The sequence below is a fragment of the Stakelama pacifica genome (assembly GCF_004361835.1).
Classification (GTDB): Bacteria; Pseudomonadota; Alphaproteobacteria; order Sphingomonadales; family Sphingomonadaceae; genus Sphingomonas; species Sphingomonas pacifica.
On record NZ_SNWD01000011.1, the window covers coordinates 95493 to 120777 of the forward strand.

19 protein-coding genes are annotated in these 25285 nt (G+C 64.0%); 12 read left to right on the forward strand and 7 right to left on the reverse strand.

Annotation, left to right across the window (positions count from 1 at the left end):
• Positions 1 to 112: 112 nt before the first annotated feature.
• From EV664_RS14545 to EV664_RS14555, 3 genes are all read right to left on the reverse strand, one after another.
• Positions 113 to 1552, reverse strand: coding sequence for an AMP nucleosidase (locus tag EV664_RS14545; protein WP_133496447.1), 1440 nt, complete (start codon positions 1550 to 1552; stop codon positions 113 to 115).
• A 73-nt stretch (positions 1553 to 1625) separates the two neighbouring features.
• Positions 1626 to 1922, reverse strand: a complete 297-nt coding sequence (locus EV664_RS14550) for a hypothetical protein (protein ID WP_133496448.1) — start codon at positions 1920 to 1922, stop codon at positions 1626 to 1628.
• Between the two features lie 78 nt (positions 1923 to 2000).
• Positions 2001 to 2480 carry a peroxiredoxin gene (locus EV664_RS14555; RefSeq protein WP_133496449.1) on the reverse strand — a complete coding sequence of 160 codons (480 nt, stop codon included), beginning with the start codon at positions 2478 to 2480 and terminating at the stop codon, positions 2001 to 2003.
• Between the two features lie 114 nt (positions 2481 to 2594).
• Here EV664_RS14555 and EV664_RS14560 point away from each other — a divergent pair, with 114 nt between their 5' ends.
• The 9 genes from EV664_RS14560 (at position 2595) to trxA (ending at position 16156) form a co-directional block, all read left to right on the forward strand.
• Positions 2595 to 3155: a YqgE/AlgH family protein gene (locus tag EV664_RS14560; protein ID WP_133496450.1), complete on the forward strand. Its 561-nt coding sequence runs from the start codon at positions 2595 to 2597 to the stop codon at positions 3153 to 3155.
• A 144-nt stretch (positions 3156 to 3299) separates the two neighbouring features.
• Positions 3300 to 4703 carry an adenosylhomocysteinase gene (gene ahcY, locus EV664_RS14565; protein WP_133496451.1) on the forward strand — a complete coding sequence of 468 codons (1404 nt, stop codon included), beginning with the start codon at positions 3300 to 3302 and terminating at the stop codon, positions 4701 to 4703.
• 182 nt (positions 4704 to 4885) lie between these two features.
• Positions 4886 to 7234 carry a sensor histidine kinase gene (locus EV664_RS14570; protein ID WP_133496452.1) on the forward strand — a complete coding sequence of 783 codons (2349 nt, stop codon included), beginning with the start codon at positions 4886 to 4888 and terminating at the stop codon, positions 7232 to 7234.
• A complete protein-coding gene (gene tsaE / locus EV664_RS14575) occupies positions 7231 to 7674 on the forward strand; it encodes a tRNA (adenosine(37)-N6)-threonylcarbamoyltransferase complex ATPase subunit type 1 TsaE (protein ID WP_133496453.1) in 444 nt (147 codons plus the stop codon). Before EV664_RS14570 ends, tsaE begins: the two co-directional genes overlap by 4 nt.
• Positions 7671 to 8645, forward strand: coding sequence for an aminoglycoside phosphotransferase family protein (locus EV664_RS14580; protein WP_133496489.1), 975 nt, complete (start codon positions 7671 to 7673; stop codon positions 8643 to 8645). The genes tsaE and EV664_RS14580 overlap by 4 nt, the downstream gene beginning before the upstream one ends.
• Positions 8645 to 9406 (forward strand): nucleotidyltransferase family protein, encoded by a 762-nt coding sequence (locus EV664_RS14585; protein ID WP_133496454.1) that lies wholly within the window; start codon positions 8645 to 8647, stop codon positions 9404 to 9406. Before EV664_RS14580 ends, EV664_RS14585 begins: the two co-directional genes overlap by 1 nt.
• Positions 9399 to 12365, forward strand: coding sequence for a double-strand break repair protein AddB (addB, locus tag EV664_RS14590; protein ID WP_133496455.1), 2967 nt, complete (start codon positions 9399 to 9401; stop codon positions 12363 to 12365). The genes EV664_RS14585 and addB overlap by 8 nt, the downstream gene beginning before the upstream one ends.
• Positions 12346 to 15783: a double-strand break repair helicase AddA gene (addA, locus tag EV664_RS14595; RefSeq protein WP_133496456.1), complete on the forward strand. Its 3438-nt coding sequence runs from the start codon at positions 12346 to 12348 to the stop codon at positions 15781 to 15783. The genes addB and addA overlap by 20 nt, the downstream gene beginning before the upstream one ends.
• A gap of 52 nt (positions 15784 to 15835) precedes the next feature.
• Entirely contained in the window at positions 15836 to 16156 is a 321-nt protein-coding gene (gene trxA, locus EV664_RS14600) for a thioredoxin TrxA (RefSeq protein WP_133496457.1), read from the forward strand.
• A gap of 5 nt (positions 16157 to 16161) precedes the next feature.
• Here the strand turns inward: trxA and EV664_RS14605 are convergent, their stop codons facing one another.
• Together EV664_RS14605 and argJ are read right to left on the reverse strand one after the other, a co-directional pair.
• On the reverse strand, positions 16162 to 16956 hold the full coding sequence (locus tag EV664_RS14605; protein ID WP_373287522.1) for an inositol monophosphatase family protein: 795 nt from the start codon (positions 16954 to 16956) through the stop codon (positions 16162 to 16164).
• Positions 16956 to 18185 (reverse strand): bifunctional glutamate N-acetyltransferase/amino-acid acetyltransferase ArgJ, encoded by a 1230-nt coding sequence (argJ, locus tag EV664_RS14610; RefSeq protein ID WP_133496459.1) that lies wholly within the window; start codon positions 18183 to 18185, stop codon positions 16956 to 16958. Before argJ ends, EV664_RS14605 begins: the two co-directional genes overlap by 1 nt.
• Before the next feature lie 227 nt (positions 18186 to 18412).
• Between argJ and EV664_RS14615 the strand changes: the two genes are divergently transcribed.
• Both EV664_RS14615 and secA read left to right on the forward strand, forming a co-directional pair.
• The gene (locus EV664_RS14615; RefSeq protein WP_133496460.1) at positions 18413 to 18685 is read left to right on the forward strand and encodes a hypothetical protein; all 273 of its coding nucleotides are present in this window, start codon (positions 18413 to 18415) and stop codon (positions 18683 to 18685) included.
• 118 nt (positions 18686 to 18803) lie between these two features.
• Positions 18804 to 21542, forward strand: a complete 2739-nt coding sequence (gene secA / locus EV664_RS14620) for a preprotein translocase subunit SecA (RefSeq protein ID WP_133496461.1) — start codon at positions 18804 to 18806, stop codon at positions 21540 to 21542.
• A 394-nt stretch (positions 21543 to 21936) separates the two neighbouring features.
• Here the strand turns inward: secA and EV664_RS14625 are convergent, their stop codons facing one another.
• Positions 21937 to 22524 carry a CC0125/CC1285 family lipoprotein gene (locus EV664_RS14625; RefSeq protein ID WP_133496462.1) on the reverse strand — a complete coding sequence of 196 codons (588 nt, stop codon included), beginning with the start codon at positions 22522 to 22524 and terminating at the stop codon, positions 21937 to 21939.
• 168 nt (positions 22525 to 22692) lie between these two features.
• A complete protein-coding gene (locus EV664_RS14630; RefSeq protein WP_133496463.1) occupies positions 22693 to 23607 on the reverse strand; it encodes a LysR family transcriptional regulator in 915 nt (304 codons plus the stop codon).
• 115 nt (positions 23608 to 23722) lie between these two features.
• On the opposite strand from EV664_RS14630, the gene EV664_RS14635 reads away from it, so the two are divergent.
• Positions 23723 to 25219 carry a CoA-acylating methylmalonate-semialdehyde dehydrogenase gene (locus EV664_RS14635; RefSeq protein WP_133496464.1) on the forward strand — a complete coding sequence of 499 codons (1497 nt, stop codon included), beginning with the start codon at positions 23723 to 23725 and terminating at the stop codon, positions 25217 to 25219.
• The last annotated feature ends 66 nt before the right edge of the window (positions 25220 to 25285 follow it).

The window sequence follows — 25285 nt, forward strand, 5'->3', positions numbered from 1 at the left end:
TAGGTCGTCGTTGTCAATCTGAAGGTGGCAGCTTTCGGCTTGCGCTCACGAATGTTCTGACGGCCGCAGTTGGGGCACTTCCTGCCATTCAGTCGGCGCGCGCCTCAACCCCTCACCGAAACGGCGGTTCGTTGAAGGCGCGCAGCTTCCGGCTGTGCAGGCCGGGGCCTTCGCGGCGTAGTTGCTCGCAGGTTTCGATGCCGATACGCATATGTTCGTTGATCGCGCGTTCGTAGAAGCGGTTGGCCTGTCCCGGCAGCTTCAATTCGCCATGCAGCGGCTTGTCCGATACGCATAGCAGCGTCCCGTAAGGCACGCGGAAGCGATAGCCCTGTGCGGCGATCGTCGCTGATTCCATGTCGATCCCGACCGCGCGGCTGAGCGAAAAGCGCAGCGCCGATTTGGAATAGCTGAGCTCCCAGTTGCGATCGTCAGTCGTGACGATCGTGCCGGTGCGCAGGCGGCGCTTGAGCTTGTCGCCCGACTGGCCCGATACGCTCTCGGCTGCGCGGGCTAGCGCCTGCTGCACTTCCGCAATTGCCGGAACCGGGATTTCGGGCGGCAACACATCGTCGAGCACATGGTCGTCGCGCAGATAGGCATGGGCGAGCACATAATCGCCGATCCGCTGGCTGGGGCGAAGCCCGCCGCAATGGCCGATCATCAGCCATGCTTCCGGCCGCAGCACGGCGAGATGGTCGCAGATCGTCTTCGCATTGGACGGGCCGACACCAATATTGACCAGCGTGATCCCAGCGCGATCGGGTGCGATCAGGTGATAGGCAGGCATCTGATGCCGCCGCCACGCGCTGTCGGTGACCAGCTTGTCGACATCCTCGCCGCGCTCGACCATGATCCCGCCCGCGCCCGACACCGCAGTAAAGCGGCTGCCCTCGCCAAGCTGCGAACAGGCCCAGCGGACGAATTCATCGACATAGCGATGATAGTTGGTGAAGAGGATATAGCGCTGCGTATGTTCGGGCGGCGTGCCGGTATAATGGCGCAATCGCGCGAGCGAAAAATCGGTGCGCAGCGCGTCGAACAGCGCGAGCGGGCGCTCCTCGCCTTCGTCCTGCACCCAGGTGCCGTCCGCGATCTCATCGCCGATATTGGCAAGCTCGGTCGCTGGGAAATAGCGTGCCAGCTCGCTCGCCGATACTTCGTCCAGGCTGAACGCATGACCGGGGTCGAGCACATAAGGGAAGGGAATTTCCTGCGTGCCGGGGACCGCATCGACCTCCACGTCATAATCTTCCATCAGCAGCGTAAGCTGCTCCGTAAGATAATCGGCGAAGATCCCGGGCTTGGTAACGCTGATCCGATAAGCGCCAGGTTCGACCAGCCGCCCGAACGAGCGCGCCGGCGTCGGCTGATCCACCCCGCCGCGATAACGCAGGCGGATTTCGGGATAAGCGAACGACCCGTCATGGCGCGCTTCGGGCGCGGGCGGCTTGCCGGTCGAAAGATACTGGTCGAGCGCGGCGCGAAGACGGCCGACCGAAGCGGTATAGAGCCGATCGAGTTCGGCGACGATATCGGAAGCTTGCGTCATCGTTCGCGGCTAAAGCCTGAAGGTTACGAGTGCAAGACTCCGCCTTGTTTTTTCGCCGCTCGTCGGGCCGGTTTCAGGTTGCGCTCGGCTTGACATGCGGCGGTTTGCGCGCATCGTCCTTTTTCTTTCCGGTCACGCGGAAGATGCCGAATGCAGCGCCGCCGATGGCGACAAGCGCGCCGGTGGCAAGTGCGACGGCGGCATAAGGCCGCTTCTTAGCCGCTGCCGAAGCGTCGTGCGCGGTGCGGCTCACTTTTTCTTTAGTGGCACGCGCGCTTTTCTTTGCCTTTTTCGAAACAGCATCCTGCGTGTCGCTGCTATTGGTCGCCGGGTCTGGCGTGGTATCGGGGCTGGTCGGTGTATTGGCCATGAATAGCTTCCCTTTTTGCTTGCCCCATCAACTCCGGCATCGGCGCCCGGGTTCCTTGTTCCGGGCGCCGAGCGACTATTACATGGTTTCGAGCATATGTTCGGCTGAGCTGACGCGGAATTCGCCCGGTGCTTCGACGTCGACCTTCTCTACCTTGCCGTCATTAACGATCATCGCGAACCGCTGGCCGCGCGTGCCGAGGCCGAAGCCGCTGCCGTCCATTTCCAGCCCCAGCGCTTTCGCGAATTCGCCGTTACCGTCGGCGAGCATGGTGATGTCCCCGGCATCGTTCTGCTGCTGCCAGGCCGACAGCACGAATGCATCGTTGACTGCGGTGCAGGCGATTTCGTCGACGCCTTTGGCCTTCAGATCATCGGCCTTTTCGACGAAGCCGGGAAGATGCTTGGCCGAGCAGGTCGGCGTGAACGCGCCGGGCACGGAGAAGAGTGCGACTTTCCGGCCCTTGAAATATTCCTGCGCCTCAACCTTGTCCGGGCCGTTTTCGGTGACGCGTACGAGCGTTACATTGGGGACGGTGTCCCCGACCTTGATCGTCATAATCCTGTTTCCTTCATGGTTGTGCCTCAGATGCGTGCCACGGCGGAAACTCGGATGGAAGGCCCCGCTTTTCAAGCGTGGAACAACAGGGCGCAGTGCACTATTTGAATAATCATGGACTCATGTCGCTTTCTAACCGGCCAGTTTCTCCTCGCGATGCCGGGGATCGGCGATCCCAGATTCGAACGCGCGGTCATCGCCATATGCGCCCATGATCCCGATGGCGCGATGGGTATCGGAGTCGGCGCGGTGATCGACGGGCTGGGGCTGCACGATCTGCTCGGCCAGTTCGATATCGATCCGGGCGAAGCGCCCGACGCGCCCATCCATTTCGGCGGGCCGGTGGAGCCGCGCCGGGGCTTCATCCTCCATTCGCCCGACTGGGCGGGGCAGGATACGGTGGAGGTCGCCGGCCGCTGGGCCTTGTCGGGCACGCTCGATGTGCTGAAGGCGATTGCGGCGGGCAACGGCCCTGCCGACTGGATCGTCGCGCTCGGCTATGCCGGATGGGGCGAGGGGCAGCTGGACGAGGAAATGACCCGGATCGGCTGGTTCAATACCCCCGCCGAACCGGACCTCATCTTCGACACCGATGTCGACCGCCGCTGGGAAGCGGCGTTCGGCCAGGCGGGTATCGACCCGCGCCTGCTGGTCGCGGACGGCGGCAGCGCATAAACGGGGCGCGCCCGAAACCCGATATAAAGGATTCTTTATATAAGGTTTGCTTTCCCGCCGCCCAGCGATTAGGTGAGGGAGCACATGGCGGCGGGCATCGTGCCCCCGGCAACCCATACATTCACGATCCAGGAGATTTGACCAGTGGCAACTGTCGCCGAAGCCCAGGACTATGTGATCAAGGACATTTCGCTTGCCGGCTATGGCCGCAAGGAGATCGAGATCGCCGAAACCGAAATGCCCGGCCTGATGGCGCTGCGCAAGGAATATGGCAGCGCAAAGCCGCTCAAGGGCGCGCGCATCACCGGTTCGCTGCACATGACGATCCAGACCGCGGTGCTGATCGAAACGCTGACCGCACTGGGTGCCGATGTGCGCTGGGCGACCTGCAACATCTATTCGACGCAGGACCATGCGGCGGCAGCGATCGCCGAAAGCGGCGTTCCGGTCTTCGCGGTAAAGGGTGAATCGATCGCCGATTACTGGGACTATGTCGGCCGGATTTTTGACTGGGGCGACGAAACCTGCAATCTGATCCTCGACGATGGCGGCGATGCCACCATGTTCGCGCTGTGGGGCGCACGTCTGGAAGCGGGCGACACCATGCCCGAGCCGGAAAATGAAGAAGAGATCGAGATGCAGCGCGCGCTGAAAGCGTTCGTGAAGGCGCGTCCGGGCTATCTCACCGAAACCGTGAAGAACATTCGCGGCGTTTCGGAAGAAACCACCACCGGCGTGCATCGCCTCTATCACCTGTCGAAGAAGGGCGCGCTTCCCTTCCCGGCGATCAACGTCAACGACTCCGTCACCAAGTCGAAGTTCGACAATCTTTATGGTTGTAAGGAATCGCTGGTCGACGCGATCCGCCGCGCGACCGACGTCATGCTGGCCGGTAAGGTCGCATGCGTGTGCGGTTTCGGCGATGTGGGCAAGGGTTCGGCGGACAGCCTCCGCAATGGCGGCGCTCGCGTGCTCGTGACCGAAATCGACCCGATCTGCGCGCTGCAGGCGGCGATGGAAGGCTATGAAGTCGTCACGATGGAAGATGCGGTGAAGCGCGCCGACATCTTCGTCACCGCCACCGGCAATGCCGATGTCATCACCGCCGAACATATGAAGGCGATGAAGAACATGGCGATCGTCTGCAATATCGGCCATTTCGACAGCGAAATTCAGATTTCGGCTCTGTCCAACTATAAATGGACCGAGATTAAGCCGCAGGTCGACCTCGTCGAGTTCCCGGACGGCAAGCAGATCATCGTTCTGGCGCGCGGTCGTCTCGTCAATCTGGGCTGCGCCACCGGCCATCCGAGCTTCGTGATGAGCTCCAGCTTCACCAATCAGGTGCTGGCGCAGCTCGAGCTTTGGGAACGGCACGACAATTATAAGAACGACGTGTACGTTCTGCCCAAGCATCTCGACGAAAAGGTTGCGGCGCTGCACCTCGACAAGCTGGGCGTGAAGCTGACCAAGCTCAGCCAGAAGCAGGCCGATTATATCGGCGTGCCGGTCGAAGGGCCGTTCAAGCCGGAACATTACCGCTATTGATCGCAAGCGTCGCACCTTTGTGCGGCACAGGCGAAGCCAAAGCGACGGGCCGCATCCTAACGGGATCGCGGCCCGTTTCTTTTTTGCATGTCGAATTTGGCGAATGCGTTTCGCAAGCGGTGATGATCGCTTAAAGAAGTGCGAATGACGCATGCCCGGCAGCCACAATCTGCGATACCATCATGATCCGGCTGACCGAGATTCAGGCGGTCATGGTCGGCGTGCTGCTTGCGGCGGTGCTGGTGGTCGGGCTCGCACTGCTGTTCGTCGGGACACGGCGGTTGCGCATGGGCACAGCGCTGATCGGCGAAAATGCGCGTCAGCAGGCGTTTCTCGATTCCTCGCCGGCGCTGGTCATGATCGTCCGGTCGGATTCGCGGGTCGATTCCTCTCCGACTTTGGGCCTGTGGCTCGGCCTTGTCGATCAACCGGCGACGATTGACGATCTTGCCACCGCTGATGCCGGGCTGGACGAAGACGATTTTCGTATCTTCAGCGATGCCGTGACCGCGGCACGCCGGGCGGGCGCGCCGTTTCGCCTGTCGCTTCGCGTCAAACGCGGCGCGCGCTCGCTGCTCGCAGTGGGGCAGCGCGCGCCGGACCGGCTGAACGCGCCGGGCGGCGTGCTGATCTGGATGTTCGACGCTTCGGAGCTTCAGAGCCGGGCAGCGCGGCTGGGCGAGGAAGCGGAGGAGCTTCGCGCTGCCTTTACCTCGCTCACCGCGCTGATCGAGGCAGCGCCGATGCCGATGTGGTATCGCAATCGCGAGCTTCGCCTCGCCATGGTCAACACCGCGTATGTCCATGCCGTCGATGCCGCCAACCATGCGCAGGTGATCGATCAGCAGATCGAACTGATCGAAGGATCGGGTATGGGCGGCCCGCTCGCCAACGCCGCGATCGCGCGCGATACCGGCCATCCGCAAACCGCGGCCGTCCCTGCGATCATTAAGGGCGAGCGGCGGATGCTGCGCATTCACGACCTGCCGCTGTTCGACGGCGGCGCAGCCGGTTTCGCGGTCGATATCGAGGAGCTGGAACAGGCGCGCGGCGGGCTGAAACGCTTTGCCGATGCGCAGCGCGCAATGCTCGACCGGCTCTCAGCGGGCGTGGCGCAGTTCGCCGCCGACCGCTCGCTGATCTTCTGCAATCAGCCGTTTCGGCGCATGTTCGCGATGCGTCCCGAATGGCTGGCCGATCGCCCCGAATTCGATCGCGTGCTCGAACGGATGCGCGAATCCAGCCGTCTGCCCGAAGTGCGCGACTTTCCCGGCTGGAAGGCCGAGCGGCGCGAATGGTTTCACGCGCAAAGCCCGGAGATCGAGGAAAGCTGGCACCTGCCCGGCGGTATCCATCTGCGCGTTGTCGCCCAGCCGCTGCCCGAGGGCGGGCTGCTCATCATCTTCGAGGATCGCACCGAACAGGTGCAGCTGGCCAGCGCGCGCGACACGCTGCTGCGCGTGCGGACCGCGATGTTCGACAACCTGTTCGAATCGCTCGGCGTCTTCGCTTCGGACGGGCGGTTGCAGCTGTGGAACGAAAAATTCCGCCGCGTATGGGATTTTGACGAAGATCTGCTCGCCCGGCACCCGCGCATCGATGCGCTGGTGAAGGCAGGCGAGGCAAGGCTTAGCGATCCCCGCCAGACTGCGCTGATCAGCGAGCTCGTGCGCTCGGCTACGGTCGAACGCAAACAGCGCGGCGGCCGGATCGCGTTCACCGACGGGCGCCATTTCGAACTGACGGCAGTCCCGCTGCCCGACGGCAACGCGCTGTTCACCATGCTCGACATTTCGGACAGCAAACGAATCGAACAGGCGCTTCGCGACCGCAACGAGGCGCTGGAAACCGCCGACCGGGTGAAGAGCGCGTTCGTCGCCAATATGAGCTATGAACTGCGCACGCCGCTCACCTCGATCAAGGGGTTCACCGAGATGCTCCACGGCGGCTATGCCGGGCAGCTGAGCGCCGCCGGGACCGGCTATGCCGAGGCGATCCTCCAATCGGTGACCCGGCTCTCGACGCTGATCGACGATGTGCTCGACCTCACCGAAGGGGATGAGGAGATACCGCGCGAGCCCGTCGACCTCGAACATATCGCCGGTGCCGCCGCCGAAACGCTGGCTCCGATCGCTGCCGAGCGCGGCGTCGTGCTTGCGCTCGATGTTCATGGTTCGGCGGGAACGGTGCGCGGTGATCCGCGCCGCATCCGTCAGGCAATCGAGCATTTGCTGCGCTTTTCGATCAACGGCCTCGGCCCCGGCGGGCGGCTGTTGCTGCATGTCGATGGCGATGCCGATTCGGCGCGGATCATCGTGTCCGATGACGGGCCGGGCATGAGTCAGGAGGCAGCGAACCATGCGTTCGACCGCTTCGCCAGCTCGGCAATCGTCGGGCCGGGCAGCGATCCCGCGCTCGGGCTCGGCCTGCCGCTCGCCAAACGCTTTGTCGAGGCGCATGGCGGTACGGTGACGATGCTTTCCCAGCCGGGAGAAGGGATGTTGATGACGATCGGACTGCCGCGCGGATGATCCTTCAGGGCGAAGCGGATAGTCAGGCATTCGGGCGGCGGCTGGCGCGGAGCGCGCGGCCGGGCGACCTGATCGGACTTACCGGACCGCTGGGCGCGGGCAAGACGAGCATTGCGCGCGGGCTACTCGCCGAACTGGGGCTGGCGGGGGAGGCGCCGTCGCCCAGCTTTGCGATCGTCCAGCCCTATGACCCGCCTGAGGTGCGCTTTCCCGTGCTGCATGTCGATCTCTACCGGATCGAGGCGCCGGACGAGGCGGGCGAGCTTGGCCTTGACGAAGCGCGGCTGGATTCGCTGCTGGTTGTCGAATGGCCCGAACGGCTGGGCGAGGCATGGCTTGCCGATGCCCTGTGGCTCACCCTGTCGGTCGATGAATCGGGCGCACGCACCTTGACAGCGCGAGTGCCGGAGGCATGGAGGGCCCGATGGCCGTTGACATGAATCCGCCCGCAGAGGCATCTGATTTTCTTGCACGTTCCGGTTGGGGCGATGCCGCGATCCAGCCGCTTGCCGGAGATGCGTCGTTCCGCCGCTATTTCCGCGTCGTCGCGCCGGGAAGAAGCGCGGTGCTGATGGACGCGCCGCCGCCGCAGGAGGATCCGCGCCCCTTTATCGCCATCGCCGAATGGCTGTCGCTGCGGGGGTTCGCCGCGCCGCAGATTCTGGCGCGCGACCTCGATCACGGGCTGGTGCTGCTTCAGGATTTCGGCGACGCGCGGATGCGCGAAACCGTCGATGCGGCACCCGAAAGCGAGCTTCGCCTGTATGAAGCGGCGGTCGATCTGCTCGTCCGCCTCGCCGAACATGAGGCCGCGCCCGTCCGCCCCTATGACCGGCAGGAATATCAGCGTGAGGCCGGGCTGTTCACCGAATGGTATTGCCCGGCGGTCGGGCTTACGGTCGATGGGACAAGCTATCGCGCGGCATGGGACGCGGTGCTCGACCGGTTGCCCGCCACGCCGGCGGTAACCGTGCTGCGCGACTATCATGCCGAAAATATCATGCTGATCGGCGGGCAGGCCGAAACGCTGGGTCTGCTCGATTTTCAGGACGCGCTTGCCGGGCATCCGGCCTATGACCTCGTCTCGCTGCTTCAGGATGCGCGCCGCGACGTTCCGGCGGAGCTGGAGGCGGCGGTGCTCGGCCGGTACAGCCGCCGCACCGGCGCGGGCGACGATTTCCTCAACGCCTATCATGTGCTCGGCGCGCAGCGGAATGCGAAGATCATCGGCATTTTCACCCGGTTGTGGAAGCGCGATTCGAAACCGCGTTATGCGGCGCTCTGCCCGCGGGTCTGGCGCTATCTCGAACGCGACCTCGCGCATCCTGCGCTTGTCCCGGTGAAGACATGGTTCGATGCGAATATCCCCGCCGACCGACGGGGTGACCCCCTGATTCTGGCGAACGGATAATGACGACTCATCAGACCAAGAGCCTGCGCCCCGATCCCGGTGCGAAAGTCCCCGATACCGCGATGGTGATGGCGGCGGGGCTGGGCAAGCGGATGCGCCCGCTCACCGCGATGCGCCCCAAGCCGCTGATCGAAGTCGCGGGCAAGCCGCTGATCGATCACGTCTTCGACCGGCTCCGCTCGGCCGGGATCAAAAAGGCGGTGGTCAACGTCCATTATCTCGCCGACGCGCTTGAGGCGCATCTGCGCGGCCGGGTGAAGGATATCGAAATTGCCGTGTCGGATGAGCGCGCCGAGCTGCTCGAAACCGGCGGCGGCATAGTCAAGGCGCGCGACCTGATCGGCGATGAACCCTTTCTGTGCGTCAACAGCGACAATCTGTGGGTCGACGGCCCCACCGATGCGATCCGTTCGCTCGCTGCGCAATGGGATGATGCGACGATGGACGCGCTGCTCCTCGTCGTTCCGCTTGCGCGCGCCAACAACCATGCGGGGCGCGGCGATTTTCATCTCGACGCCTTCGGGCAGATCACCGAACGGCGTCAGCCCGGGCGCCTTGCCCCCTTCGTCTATACCGGCGTGCAGATGCTTTCGCCGCGCGTGATCCGCGACTGGCCGGAAGGAGCCTTTTCAACCAATCTGTTCTGGGACCGTGCGATAGAGGCGGGGCGCGCCTTTGCGCTGGTCCATCAGGGCCAGTGGTTCGATGTCGGCACGCCGCCGGCGATCCGCGCGACCGAAACCCTGCTTGCCGATGGCTGAGCGGCGCGGCCCGCATCTTTACACCATTCCGTCGTACCGCGCGTTTGCCGACGCGCTCGCCGACGGATTGCTGCGCCGCTATGGCAAGGATCAGATGACGCTGGCGCGCGGCGTCATCCTGCTCCCCAACAACCGCGCGATCCGCACGATCAGCGATGCGTTCGTCCGGGCGAGCGGCAACGGCCTGTTGCTCCCGCGACCGGTCGCGATCGGCGATCCCGAACTCGATGAATCGGCAGGGCCGTTTATCGATCCGGTCGATGATGCAGAGCCGATTCCTCCCGCCGTCGATCCGCTTCAGCGCCGCATGATCCTCGCCCGGCTGGTGGCGGAGGAGCGTCAGCGCAGCGGCGAACCCGTCGATGCGGCGGAGGCGGTGCGGCTTGCCGGAGAACTTGCCCGAACGCTCGACCAGTTGCTGGTCGAGGAAGTGCCGCCGCACGCGCTTCGCCAGATCGAGCTGACCGATGGCCTGTCGCAGCATTGGGAAGCGTCGCTTCGCCTGTTCGAAATCGTGCTCGACCGCTGGCCCAAAGAGCTCGAACGCCTCGGCCGGATCGACCTTGCCGAGCGTCGCCGCCGGTTGCTCGACCGGGTCGCGCGCCACTGGAAGGCGAACCCGCCCGCCGCGTTCGTCTGTGCCGCCGGGATCACCGGTTCCGCGCCCGCTGTCGCGCGGATGCTGCGCACCGTCGCTGATCTTCCGACCGGCATGGTGGTGCTGCCCGGCCTTGCCACCAATATGCCCGACGATCAGTGGGACGCGCTCGGCCCGCATCCCAAAGATTCGGTGACGGGCAGGCGCAAACGGTCGATCGAAACGCATCCCCAGTTTCACCTGAAGCTGCTGCTCGACCGGATGAGCGTTGCGCGTGGCGAGGTGCGCACCTGGCGCGGCGGGAGCGAGCATGACGCCGACCCGCCGCGCAGCCGCGCCATCGCCAATGCGCTCGCCCCTCCCGAATTTACGCGGGGCTGGACCGACCTGCCATCTTCCGAGCGCCGTCTGTCGGGCGTCTCGGTGCTCGAACTTGCGGGGCCGGGCGACGAGGCGCAGGCAGTCGCCATCGCGCTGCGTCAGGCGCTGGAGACGCCGGAACGTACTGCCGCGCTCGTTACCCCCGATCGTGCGCTCGCCCGGCGTGTCGCGGCGCATTGCGCGCGGTGGAACATCGCGGTGGACGACAGTGCGGGGCAGCCGCTTTCCATGCTGCCGCCCGGTACCTTCCTGCTCGCGCTCGCAGAGGCGGCGGCACAGCATTTCGCGCCGCTGCCGCTGCTCGGGCTGCTCAAACATCCGCTGGTGCGCGCCGGCGAGGGGCGCACCGAATGGCTGGGCGGGGTCCGGCTGATCGACCTTGCGCTGCGCGGGCCGCGTCCTGCCATGGGGCTATCCGGAATCGATGCGCATCTCGCCGATCAGGAGGGGCGCACCGGCGCCGTCCGCCGTGCAGCGCTCGCCCCATGGGAGGCGGCCCGCCCGCTGCTCGAACCCATTGCCGCGACCTTCGCCGCCGGGCCGCAGCCGATGAGCAGCCTCATCGCCGCGATGCGCGAAGCCGCCGAGGCTTTGTGCGGCGAAATGCTCTGGTCGCGCCCCGACGGGCGTCAGGGGGCGCAACTGCTCGACGCGCTGGAGCGGGAGGGCGATCGCGGTCCGGCACTGGTCGATCCCGCATCGCTTGGGCCCATGCTGCGCACGCTGATGGACGAAAGCGCGGTTCGCCCGCAACAGGGCGGCCATCCCCGCCTTGCCATTTACGGTTTGCTGGAGGCGCAGCTTCAGACCGCCGATGTCATGGTGCTGGCAGGGCTCAACGAAGGCGTCTGGCCCGGCCTGCCATCGCCCGATCCCTGGCTCGCCCCGCGCATCCGCAGCGAACTCAACCTGCCCGGCCTCGAACGGCGTATCGGCCTTTCGGCACATGACCTTGCCAATGCACTGGGCGGTCAGCAGGTACTGCTCACCCGCGCGCGCCGCGATGCCAGCGCGCCGACCATCGCCTCGCGCTTCTGGCTGCGGCTGGAAGCGCTGTCGGGCGGGCTCTCCCGCGCCACGGATATCGGCGACTGGGCCATGGCGCTCGACCGTCCGGAGACCTTCGACCCGGTCGATCGCCCCGCGCCATGCCCGCCGGTCGCGGACCGTCCGACCAAATTGTCCGTCACCGAAGTCGACCGCCTCAAAGCCGACCCCTTCGCTTTTTACGCGCGGCGGATGCTCGGGCTTAGCCCGCTCGACGCGGTCGATGCCGATCCCAGCGCGGCATGGCGCGGGACGGAGGTGCACCGCGTGCTCGAAATCTGGGCGCGCGAGGACCAGTGCGATCCGACCCGGCTTCGCGATCGTGCGCTCGCCATGCTGAAGGATGCGCATCCGATGATGCGCGCGCTCTGGCAACCCCGGCTGATGGAAGCGATCGACTGGATCGCGGCTCAGCTTGCCGCGCAGGCAGCGACAGGCCGCAGCGTCATCGATGTCGAAAAACGCGGGGAGATCGCCATTGCCGGGGTGACGCTTTCGGGCACCTATGACCGGATCGACCGGCTGCCCGATGGTGGCCTTGCCATTGTCGATTACAAGACCGGAAAACCGCCATCGCCGCGTGCTGTCCGTGCGGGCTTCAGCCTGCAACTGGGGCTTCTGGGCCTGATCGCCGAACGCGGCGGCTTCGCCAATGTGGACGGGACGGCGCGCGCCTTCGAATATTGGTCGCTGTCGCGCAATGTGCAGGGCGGGTTCGGTTATATCGACTCGCCGGTCGATCCGAAAAAGAAAGAACCCGTGCCCGCAGAGGATTTCGTCGCCATCGCCGCCGAAAACTTCACCGAAGCCTGTGCCCGATGGCTGACCGGCGCCGAACCCTTCACGGCAAAGCTCAACCCCGAATATGCCAATTATCCCGATTATGACCAGTTAATGCGCCGCGACGAATGGTATGGCCGTGAGCGGGGCTGAGGTGAAGCGCCTCCCCACGCTGAAGGGCGATCAGGCGCGGGCGAGCGATCCCGTTCGTCATGTCTGGCTTTCCGCCTCTGCCGGAACCGGCAAGACTCAGGTGCTCACCGCGCGCGTGTTCCGCCTGCTCCTGCGCGGGGTCGATCCGGGCGCGATCCTGTGCCTGACCTTTACCAAGGCCGGGGCCGCCGAAATGGCCTCTCGCATCAGCAATACGCTCGCCCGCTGGGTGCGGATGGACCGGCACGATCTGTTCAACGATCTGCGCGCGCTGGGTGAGGATGGCACGCCGGAGCAGCAGGCGCTCGCCCGGACGCTTTTCGCCCGTGTGCTCGACGCACCCGGCGGCGGTATCCGCATTCAGACGATCCACAGCTTTTGCCAGACGTTGCTCTCCGCCTTTCCGGTCGAGGCGGGGCTGGTCCCCGGCTTCCGCCCGCTCGATGCGCGCGAAGAAGCGGTACTCGCCCGCGAAGCGCTCGCCGAATTGCTGGAGGAAGAGGCGCGCAACGGCGGCACCCGCTATGCCGATGCGGTGGGCGAATTGTCGTTGCGCATGGGTGAGGGGCAGGCCGAGGCATTCCTTGCCGCCTGCGCAAAGGCCCCGGAGGCGCTGGAGCGGCTGCCGACCGGAATCCAGCCCTATCTCCGCCGCGCGCTCGACCTGCCCTCAGGCGATATTGACGAGGAGGTCGCTACTGCCTGCGCCGATGACCGTTTCGATTGTGCAGGCCTTCGTCGCGTCCTTGCCGCCAACCGCATCTGGGGGCTGAAACAAGCTACGCAGCATGGCGATCTGATCGAACGCTGGCTCGCCGCCGATGCTCAGGCGCGCGCCGCGATGCTCGACGCGCTGGTCGGTGTGTTCCACACGACAAAAGGGGAACCGCGCGCCTACTCGAAAAAGCTGATCGAGGCCGATCCCGATTATCCCGAAATCGCGATCAGGCTGGGCGAAGTTTGCGCCGACCTGATCTCGATGCGCGCCCGCGCAGCCTATGCCGATCTGCTGGCCCGCGCGCTCGATGTCGGGCGGGCTTATGCGCAGGGCTATGCACGCGCCAAGCGGCGGGCGGGCGCGGTCGATTTCGATGATCTGATCCGCCGGACGCTCCACCTGCTGGCCCAGCCCGGCATGGGCGAATGGATCCGCTTCAAACTCGACCAGACCACCGATCATATCCTGATCGACGAGGCGCAGGACACCAACTGGTCGCAATGGACCATCGTTCAGGCGATGGCCGATGAATTTTTCGCGGGCGAAGGGGCGGGGGGCGACCGCGCGCGTACGCTGTTCACCGTGGGCGATTATAAACAGGCGATTTTCGGCTTTCAGGGCACCGACCCCTGGTATTTCGAACTGGCCGAACGGCATTTCGAACGCCTCGCCGATCTGCGGCCCGATTTCGAAGTCGATGCGCCCCGGCTCGAAAGCATGTCGCTCACCCATAGCTTCCGCTCGACCCGGCCGGTGCTCGAATTCGTCGATGCCGCCATCGCCGCGCTGCCCCAGCCCGGCATGGGCAGTTTCAGCGAAAGCGAACCCCATGCCAGCGAAGTGGCCGGGCCGGGCCGCGTGACGCTGCTCCCGCCCGTCGTCGAGGGCGGTAGTGATGCGGAGGAAGAGGGCTGGGTCGATGACGCGACCCGCGAGGTTGCAAAGCGCGTCGCCCGTTCGGTGCGCGATATGATCGATTCCGGCCATATGCTCGAAAGCAAGGGCAGGCCGCTTCGTCCCGAAGATGTGATGATCCTGGTCAAGCGGCGCGGCGAACTCGCCTCGCTGCTCGTCGCGCGGCTCTATGCCGAAGGGGTGCCGGTCGCCGGCGTCGATCGCCTGCGCCTCAACGCGCCGCTTGCCGTGCAGGACCTGCTCGCCGCGGTGCGGTTCGCGCTTCAGCCCGACGATGACCTGTCGCTCGCCTCGCTGCTTGTCTCGCCGCTGATCGGCTGGAGTCAGGACGACCTGATGGCAACGGCGGAGCGGCAGCGCGGATCGCTCTGGCGGTATCTTCGCGGCACGGTGACGCCTGATCGGCTCGAACCGCTCTACACGCTGCTGCGCCGCGCCGATATCGCGACGCCCTATCGCTTTCTTGAGGAAATCCTCTCCGGTCCGCTCGATGGGCGGCGCAAATTGCTGCGACGGCTGGGTGAGGAAGCGCGCGATCCGATTTCGGAACTGCTCAACGCTGCGCTTCAGTTCGAGGCGCTTTCTACCCCGTCGCTGCAACGCTTTCTCGACTGGTTCGACCGGGGCGAGGTGGAGATTGTCCGCGATCCCTCACAACCGCGCGATGCCGTGCGGGTGATGACCGCCCATGGCGCAAAGGGGTTGCAGGCGCCGCTCGTCATTCTTGCCGATGCGACGGTCGATCCGACGCAGAACCGTCGCGACATTCTCGGTTGGCGCCCCGAGGGGGGGGAGGGGCCACGCCTGCCGATCTTCCGCCCGCGCGCCGCCGAACGCGGCGGCCCGCTCGCCGAGGCGATGGCTGAGACCGAGCGCAAGGAGCTGGAAGAGCATTGGCGGCTCTTTTACGTCGCCGCGACGCGTGCCGAGGAGCAGCTGATCGTCACCGGCGCGCTGGGGCCGAAGGCAAAGGGCGTGCCGCCGCAGATGAGCTGGTATCAGGCCGCCAGCGCCGCGATGCGGGCGCTTGGGGTTGCCGGGGAGGACAGCGAAGCGCTGACCTTTGACGGGACCAGCCACCACGATCCCGTGCCGGTCCGCGAAGGACAGCAGACAGCGCCGGAGCCGAGCGCGCTTCCCGGCTGGTTGCACCGCGACCCGCCGCAGGAATCGCGCCCGCCGCGACCGCTCGCCCCGTCGTCGCTGGGGGAGGACCGCGTCGCCGACCCGCCGCCATCGCCAGCGATGCGCGACGCTGCCGAGCGCGGGCGGCTGCTCCATGCGCTGTTCGAACGCCTGCCTTCGCTGGGCGCGGATCGGCGGCGTGACGCCGCGCTGATCTGGCTGGAGAAAAGCGGCGGCGTGGCGGATGCCGAAACGCGCGCCGAAATCGCCGACGCCGCCTGCGCGATCCTCGCCGACCCGGCCTTTGCCGATATCTTCAGCGGCGATGCGCTGGTCGAAGCACCGATTGTCGCGGTCGTCGATGGCGATGTGATTTCGGGCACGGTCGATCGGCTGATCGTCACTGACAGCAAAATCCGCGTCGTGGATTTCAAGACCGGGCGACGCGCACCCGCGACGCTCGACGCCATTCCCGAATACCATCTGCGCCAGATGGCTGCCTATGTCGGCGCTTTGCGCGCGATCTTTCCGGGGCGCGTTGTGGAGGCCGCATTGCTCTACACCGCTGCGCCGCGCCTGTTCGTTCTGCCCGATGCGCTGCTCGTCGCCGCGAAGCGTGACTTCGCGCCTCAGCAGGAAAGGTTGCAACTCGGTGGTTGAGCCGAAGCGTGTTCGTTCATAGATAGAACGCCTGTTTAAAGGAGTGTTACCCATGGCGACCAAGCCGATCACCGATGATAGTTTCGAACAGGACGTGCTGAATGCGGATAAGCCCGTGCTTGTGGACTTCTGGGCCGAATGGTGCGGTCCGTGCAAGATGATCGGCCCCGCTCTGGAAGAAATCGCCGGCGAACTCGCCGATCAGGTCACGATCGCCAAGATCAATATCGACGAAAATCCCGAAGCGCCGGGCAAATATGGCGTTCGCGGCATCCCGACCATGATCCTGTTCAAGGATGGTCAGGTATCGTCGACGAAGGTCGGCGCGGCCCCGAAGAGCCAACTGAAATCATGGCTGGAAAGCGAACTCTGATCGCTTCAGCCGAGTAAGGATCGCATCGCTTCATCCCAGATTTGCGGGGATGAAGCGGCGATCATACCGGTGCGCGCATCGCCCAGTCGATAGGGTGATCCGTCAAGCCGCGCGATGCGCCCGCCCGCTTCGGTCAGGAACAGCGTTCCCGCCGCATGATCCCAGGGAAGCGTGCGCTCGAAAATCGTCACGTCATTCTGACCCAGCACCAGGCGCGGATATTGTTCTGCGGCACAGCGGGGAATGTCGACAATCTCGAATTTACCGCTGGCGCGTGCCGTGATGATCTGGCACTGATCGGGGGGCATGAAATAGGTCGCCAACCCGGCGACTGGTAACGGACCGTCGCTTCGCCGCGCCATGACCCGCTCTTCGTTGATATAGGCACCGCCGCCGCGCATGGCATGGCACATCCGCTGGTTCAGCGGGTCGTAGATCCAGCCGGCAGCGACCCGATCGCCGTCACCCAGCGCGACCATCACGCCGAAGGGGGCACGCCCCGCCGCGAAATTGCCGGTGCCATCGACCGGATCGATAATCCATTGCAGCCCGGTACCGACCTGTTCGAGGATTGCAGGGTCCGCCGCGCATGCCTCTTCCCCGATCACCCGCGCTTCCGGCAGCAACGCCGCCAGCCCTTCGGAAAGCCGCGCCTCGCTCTCCCGATCGGCGATCGTCACCCAGTCATCGGGTGATTTTTCTTCCTTCTCACCCGCGCTCAGATTGCGGAAGCGCGGCAGGATGATCGTTTCCGAAACCTCGCGGATCAGTGCCGATACGGGCTCGTACAGGTCATGCATCAGCTACGATAATCCGCATTGATCGAAATATAGCCATGGGTCAGATCGCAGGTCCAGACGGTCGCGCGACCCTCGCCGATCCCCAGATCGACGCCGATTTCGATCTCGCTGCCTTTCAAATGTGCGGCCACCGGTGCCTCGTCATATCCATCGACCGCAAGCCCGTTTTTCGCCACCTGCGTCGCGCCGAAGCGGATCGAAAGCTTGTCGCGTTCCGCAGGTTCGCCTGCCTTGCCCACCGCCATGACAACCCGGCCCCAATTGGCGTCCTCGCCCGCGATCGCGGTCTTGACCAGCGGCGAATTGGCGATCGACAGCGCCACGCGATGCGCGCTGGAATCGCTGTCCGCGCCCTCGACCGCGATGCTGATGAACTTCGTTGCGCCTTCGCCATCGCGCACCACCAGATGCGCCAATTGCAGGCACAGATCGGCAAGCGCCGCGCGAAACGCATCGGCCCCGTCGCTCTCTGCATCTTCCAGCGGCGCATTGCCCGCCTTGCCCGTGGCGAAGGCAAGCACTGTGTCGCTGGTCGAAGTGTCGCTATCGACCGTGATGCAGGAAAAGCTGCGGCCATTGGCATCGCGCAGCGCATCGGCCAGAAACTCCGGAGTCGCCGCGGCATCGGTGAAGATGAAGCCCAGCATCGTCGCCATGTCGGGCGCGATCATGCCCGACCCTTTGATGATCCCGGCGAGCGTCACCGTCTTCCCATCGACGACCGCGCTCGTCACCGCTGCCTTGGGAAAGGTATCGGTGGTCATGATCGTAGCAGCGGCGTCTTCCCATCCACACGGATCGGCAGTGAAGGCGGCGTCCAGCCCGGCCTCAGCCTTGTCGACGGGAAGCGGCACCCCGATCACGCCCGTCGATGCGACGAACACGTCCGAAGGCTCGCAGCCCAGCCGCCCCGCCACGCGCGCTGCAATCGCCTCCACCGCCTCGCGACCACGGTTTCCGGTAAAAGCGTTCGAATTGCCCGCATTCACCACCAGCGCCCGTGCGCGCCCCAGCACCAGCGCCTTGCGACACCATTCGACTTCGGGCGAGGGGCATTTGCTCTGCGTCGTCACGCCCGCAACGCTGGTGCCTTCCTCCAGCGTCACGAAGGTAAGGTCGGCGCGATCCCATTCCTTGTACCGCGCGCGCGCGGTGCGGAGCGTCACGCCGCCGATCGGCGGCAGCGCGGGAAAATGATCGGGGGCAAGCGGGGAAATGGCGGACGACACGGACGAACTCCCGCGAGAATGGCTGATGCCCAGCGTTGGTAACGGCAAGGCGCGCGAAGGCAAGGGGCAGCGGATCGACGAACACTATCTGTGGTGAAAGCGAGGGGATGTCTCTTTCGGTCCATGGATCGCCGAACTTTTGTTGGACGAATGGCGGGCGGCTTACTATGTCGGCTGGGATTCGTGCCGCCACGGCAACGGTTTTCGCTCGCTAACGGGATTGTATCTTGCAGCTTTTGCTGTTTCTTTCCGCGCTTCTCACCGGCCTTACCGGCGTCATCGCCGGTGACCGTACGGTCGAGCGCAGTCAGATCGAGCGGCTGGGCGATGTGGTCGCGGAACAGGTGCGCGGCACGGCGCAGCCTGCGGTGGTGCGGCAGCACGCGGCCTATTGCCCGACGCTCGCCATGGTGTCGCGATCCGTACCGCGCATTCTCTTCAACGAGCCGATCGGCCACGCGCTGCATGCGCTGGGCATCGATACGCGCCGGCTGGAATAGCAGCGCCGCGGCCCTGTAGCGCCGCTTCTAACGCTTTTTGGGCCCCGCATCGGGGCTTCGCGCCGCCACCGCCATATCGGCCCGGCAGCGATATCCCATAACAGGTACAGGAATTTCCATGTTCGGCAGTCTCGCCAAGACCCTTTTCGGTTCGTCCAATGACCGGTACGTAAAGTCGCTCCGCACTATCGTTGCAAAGATCAACGCGCTCGAACCCGAGCTTCAGGCGATGAGCGACGAGCAGCTGTCGCACCAGACCGCGAAATTCCGCGAACAGCTCGCCAACGGCACCAGCCTCGACGACATCCTCCCCGAAGCATTCGCCACGGTGCGCGAAGCATCGGTGCGCGTGCTGGGCATGCGCCATTTCGATGTGCAGATGATCGGCGGTATCGTGCTCCATCGCGGCGAAATCGCCGAGATGCGGACGGGCGAGGGTAAGACGCTGGTCGCGACGCTGGGCGTGTATCTCAACGCGCTTCCCGGCAAGGGCATTCACGTCATCACGGTGAACGACTATCTCGCCGCGCGCGACGCCGAATGGATGGGCCGCGTCTATCGTTTCCTCGGCATGACCGTCGGCGTCATCGTGCCCGATCTTACCGATCAGCAGCGCCGCGATGCGTATAACAGCGACATCACCTATGGTACGAACAACGAGTTCGGCTTCGACTATCTGCGCGACAATATGAAATATGACCGCGCGTCGATGGTCCAGCGTCCGTTCGCCATGGCGCTGATCGACGAGGTCGACTCAGTGCTGATCGACGAAGCGCGTACCCCGCTGATCATCTCCGGCCCGACCGACGATCGCTCCGAACTCTATAAGAGCGTCGATGTGATCGTGAAGCAGCTCGGCGAGGAGGATTACGAAAAGGACGAAAAGCAAAAGTCCATCATGCTGACCGAAGACGGCACCGAAAAGGTCGAGCGGATGCTCGAAGCTGCCGGGCTTCTGGAAGGCAGCAACCTGTACGATTTCGAAAACACGCAGGTCGTTCATCACGTCAACCAGTCGCTGCGCGCGAACAAGATGTTCAAGCGCGATACCGACTATATCGTGAAGGACGACAAGGTCGTCATCATCGACGAATTCACCGGTCGCATGATGGATGGTCGCCGCTGGTCGGAAGGCCTGCATCAGGCGGTCGAGGCGAAGGAGGGCGTGAAGATCGAGCCGGAGAATCAGACGCTCGCTTCGATCACCTTCCAGAATTATTTCCGCATGTATCCGAAACTGGCGGGCATGACCGGTACTGCTGCGACCGAGGCGGCGGAATTCTACGACATCTACAAGATGAACGTGGTCACCATTCCGACCAACCGCCCGATTCAGCGCGTCGATAATGATGATGAATTCTACAAAACTCTGAACGACAAGTTCATCGCGATTGCCCGCGCGATCAAGGAGCACGCCGAAAAGGGCCAGCCGGTGCTGGTCGGCACCGTCTCGATCGAAAAGTCCGAGCTGCTCAGCGAATTTCTCCAGCGGGAGAAAGTGGCGCACAAGGTGCTGAACGCGCGCTATCATGAGATGGAAGCGCATATCGTGGCGCAGGCGGGTCGCCTCGGCGCGGTCACTATCGCGACCAATATGGCGGGCCGCGGCACTGATATTCAGCTGGGCGGCAACCTTGAATTCCGGATGCGCGACGAATTTCCCGAACTGGAAGAGGGTACGCCCGAATATACCGCCAAGGCCGAGCAGATTTCGCAGGAAATCGAGGATGAGAAGCAGCGCGTGCTCGAAGCAGGCGGTCTGTTCGTGCTCGGTACCGAGCGGCATGAAAGCCGCCGCATCGACAATCAGCTTCGCGGCCGTTCGGGGCGTCAGGGCGATCCCGGCCTGTCGCGCTTCTATCTCAGCCTTGACGACGATCTGCTGCGCATCTTCGGCCCCGACACACTGTTCGCCCGGATGATGCGCAACAATATCGGGGACGGCGAGGCGATCGGCAGCAAATGGCTGACCAAGGCGATCGAAACCGCACAGAAAAAGGTCGAAGCGCGCAACTACGATATCCGCAAACAGGTCGTCGAATATGATGACGTGATGAACGACCAGCGCAAGGTCATCTATGAACAGCGCAGCGACATCATGGATGCCGACGCGGTCGGCGATATCGTTATCGATATGCGTCATGAAACGGTCAATGCGATCGTTGGGGAAGCCTGCCCGCCGGGAACCTATCCCGAACAATGGAACACCGAATTGCTGCGGCTGCGCGCGCTCGAAGTGCTCAATGTCGATGCGCCGGTCGCCGAATGGATCGAAGCTGAGGACGGGATCGAACCCGAAACCATCGAAGAGCGCGTTCGTGAGATGGCCGATGCGGTGGTGGACGCGAAATCGGCCGATATGGATGAAGCGACCTGGGGCCAGATCGAAAAATCGGTGTTGCTCCAGAATCTCGACCATCAGTGGAAGGAGCATCTGGCGACGCTCGATGCGCTGCGTTCGATCATCCATCTGCGCGCCTATGCCCAGAAAACGCCGATCAACGAATATAAGCAGGAAGCCTTTGCCCTGTTCGAACGCATGCTGGAAAGCATTCGTGAGGATGTGACCAGGGTGCTGGCCTTTGCCGAATTCAACATGGTGCCGCCGCCGCTTCCCGAAGTGCCCGATTTCATCACCTCGCATTTCGACCCGCTGACCGGCGAAGACGATACCAACGATATCGATGCTTCGTCCGGTGCGTTCGCGCCGCAGGTCCAGCCGCCGTTCCAGGTCGCCAATCCGGGCGGCGTCGCGCTGAGCGACGATCCCGCTTCGTGGGAAGGCGTGGTCCCGCGCAACGCGCCATGTCCCTGCGGATCGGGCCGTAAATATAAGCACTGCCACGGCGCGCTGTAACCTCGCTCCCGTTCGGATCGCGGTTCCGTCACCCCGGACTTGTTCCGGGGTCCACGGGGCGGCAAGAGTCCGCGCTGTTATTGATGGCGAAACGGTGGATGCCGGAACCAGTCCGGCATGACGACCGAATTGAATGGTGGTGCGATTCGTCAATGATCGCACCCCGTCGCGCCGAACACAAAAAGCCCGCTGCCGAAATCCCGGCAGCGGGCTTTTTTACACGATCGAACGCAGGCGTCTTAAATCGGACTGCAATAAGCGTTGTTCACCGCCACCCGCCGTCGCGAGAAGCGCAGCGCCGGAGCGATCCGGAGCGATGGTGCCCGCAGCGCCGGATTGCCGCGCCCCTGCGGGGCTCGCAATGACGATGATGCCGTAGCAATGAAGGTTGGTATCAGCCGTCCTTCGGCATCTTGATCGTCGGTCCCAGATTGTCGATCACCGACCGCGCATCGAAGGCACGAACATTATCGGCTGGCTTCGGTCCCTTGCCCATCACGATCTCGGTCATCGCCTGATAGCGATCCACGGTGCGCACATCGACCTGATTGCCCCAGAACGGATCGCCATAGGGACCCCAGCCGCCCCAGCCCCATGCGGGACGATAGAAACGCCAATACGGGCTCCAGCCCGCATAGGGGCCGAATCCGAACGGCTGATTGACATAGGTGCGCGAATCCTTCTCGGTATCGCGATCGGCCATGATGAAATAATCATAGCCTTTTTCCAGCGTCAGCTCAGCGGCGCGATACAGAAGATAGCGCTCGACCGTCTCACGCGAAGTCAGGCTGTTGCCGGAGAACATGACCCGATACCGGTTCGATTCGATCTGCTGATCGCTATAGCCGTTATCGTTGATGCCGCCGATGCCGGGTGCCGGGCGGTACGGGGTCGGCGTGGCGCAACCCGCCGTCAGCAGAAGTGCTGCAAGAGCGGTTCCGGCGAGTGCCGACCGCAAAGGTGATTTTGTACGCGTGGTCATCCAATCCTCCAATGCCGGCAATCAATGACCTTTTTGCGCGCCGGCGAACAGCCCCTTAAACGAAATACATACCGGAATGGTCCGGCTCCAATTGCGATATGATGTGCCATAAGTCCGATTGACGGAAGCTGAACGGAGCCACGGCAATTCGATTTCGGATAAGCAATATCAATCACTTAACGAAATATCTTTCGCGATATTTTCGCCCATCAGCGTGCCCCGGTGGGCCGCAACCAGATCGACCAGCCAGCGACTCATTGCCTGAACCTGCGGGAAGCTGCGCGTATCGCGATGCGTGGTGAGCCAGAAGCTGCGCCGAACGCGGATTTCGGGCAGGATCGCGACCAGTTCGCGATCGGCATCGGCGATGAAACAGGGGAGCATCCCGATCCCAGCGCCCGCCGCGATCAGGCGGTGCTGTGCATTGATGCTGGAGGATCGAAGCGTTGCATGCGCTGCCATCGGCAATTCGTCGAGATAGCGCAACTCGGGCGCATAGACGATATCGGGAACATAGCCGATGATGCGGTGTGCGGGCAGCATGTCGCTGTCCAGGATCTGACCATGGCGGTCGAGATAAGATCGTGCCGCATAAAAGCGCAGCCGGTAATCGGTCAGCTTCTGCGCGACCAGCGGCCCTTTTCTTGGCCTTGCCAGCAATATGGCAAGGTCGGTTTCGCGGCGCGAGGGATTGAGGAAGCCGCTATTGGCGACCAGATCGATCTCCAGCGCCGGATAGGCCTGCGCGAACTCGCCGAGATGGCGGCTGATGAACCACGTGCCGAAACCCTCAGCCACGCTGATCCGGATCGAACCCGCAATCTCGGTCTCGCGCTGCGACGCCGCCTCGCCCTCGGCGGCGAGCGTGGCCATCGCTTCGGCGCGGCTCAGCAGGCGGCGGCCCGGCTGAGTGAGGATCTGCCCCTGCGCGGTCTGTTCGAACAGGCGAACGCCCAGATCGCGCTCCAGCCGCCGTATCCGCCGTCCTACGGTGGTGGCATCGGCGTGCAGCGCCTGCGCTGCTTGCGCCAGTTGCCCGTGCCGTGCGACGGCGAGAAAATAGGGAAGGTCACCCCAGTCCATTCACCTGCAATAATGCAGGTGCCTCCTGCAAATCCACCCATTGTTCGAAGCGGGCGGACCTGTCACGCCGGTGACAAGTTAAAGCCATACCAATTTCGCGATCAGGAGAGCGACCATGCGCATCATCGATCATGTCATTTCGGGCCATAGCGGCGGCGGTTCGGGCCGCAGCCACGATGTTTTCGATCCCAATAGCGGCGAGGTTCAGGCCCGCGTCAATCTGGGCACCAGCGCCGATCTCGACGCTGCCGTTGCCGCCGCGCAAAAGGTGCAGCCCGGATGGGCCGCGACCAATCCGCAGCGGCGCGCGAGGGTTATGTTCAAATTCAAGCAATTGCTTGAAGAGAATATGCAGGAGCTGGCCGAACTGCTCGCCTCCGAACATGGCAAGGTGGTCGAGGATGCGAAGGGCGATGTTCAGCGTGGGCTGGAGGTCATCGAATTCGCCTGCGGCATCCCGCAAGCGCTGAAGGGCGAATATACGCAAGGGGCAGGGCCGGGCATCGATGTCTATTCGATGCGTCAGCCGCTTGGCATCGGCGCGGGCATCACCCCGTTCAACTTCCCGGCAATGATCCCGATGTGGATGTTCGGCATGGCGATCGCCTGCGGCAATGCCTTCATCCTGAAGCCGTCGGAGCGCGATCCGTCGGTTCCCGTTCGTCTTGCCGAGTTGTTCCTTGAAGCCGGCGCGCCCGAAGGGCTTTTGCAGGTCGTGCACGGTGACAAGGAAATGGTCGATGCGATCCTCGACCACCCGGCAATCAGCGCGGTCAGCTTTGTCGGATCGTCGGACATTGCCCATTATGTCTATAATCGCGGTGTCGCCGCCGGAAAGCGGATTCAGGCAATGGGCGGTGCCAAGAACCACGGCATCATCATGCCCGATGCCGATCTGGATCAGGCGGTCAGCGATCTGATCGGTGCCGCTTATGGCTCGGCTGGCGAACGCTGCATGGCGCTGCCGGTCGTGGTGCCGGTGGGCGAGGATACGGCCGAGCGGCTGCGCGAGAAACTGCTCCCGGCCATAGACAAGCTGCGTCCCGGCATCTCCAGCGACCCTGAAGCGCAATATGGCCCGGTCGTTACCGCCGAGCATCGCACCCGCGTTGAAAACTGGATTCAGAAGGGCGTCGACGAAGGTGCCGAACTGGTCGTCGATGGCCGCGGCTTCACGCTGCAGGGGCATGAAAAGGGCTTTTTCATGGGGCCGAGCCTGTTCGACCATGTGACGCCCGACATGGAAAGCTATCGCGAGGAAATCTTCGGCCCCGTGCTGCAGATCGTCCGCGCCGCTTCGTTCGAAGAGGCGCTCGAACTCCCCTCGAAACATCAGTACGGCAATGGCGTCGCGATCTTCACCCGCAACGGCCATGCAGCGCGTGAATTTGCGAGCCGGGTGAATGTCGGCATGGTCGGCATCAATGTTCCGATTCCGGTGCCGGTCAGCTATCACAGCTTTGGCGGGTGGAAGCGTTCGGCATTTGGCGACCAGAACCAATATGGCATGGAAGGGCTGCGTTTCTGGACGAAGGTGAAGACCGTGACCCAGCGCTGGCCCGACGGGTCGGCCACGGGCGAAAATGCCTTCGTCATCCCGACCATGGGGTGATGCGCCGCGCGCCACGCCGACACGATAATTTCGCCGGGCGGGAAGCATGTCTCGTCCGGTTTGAGC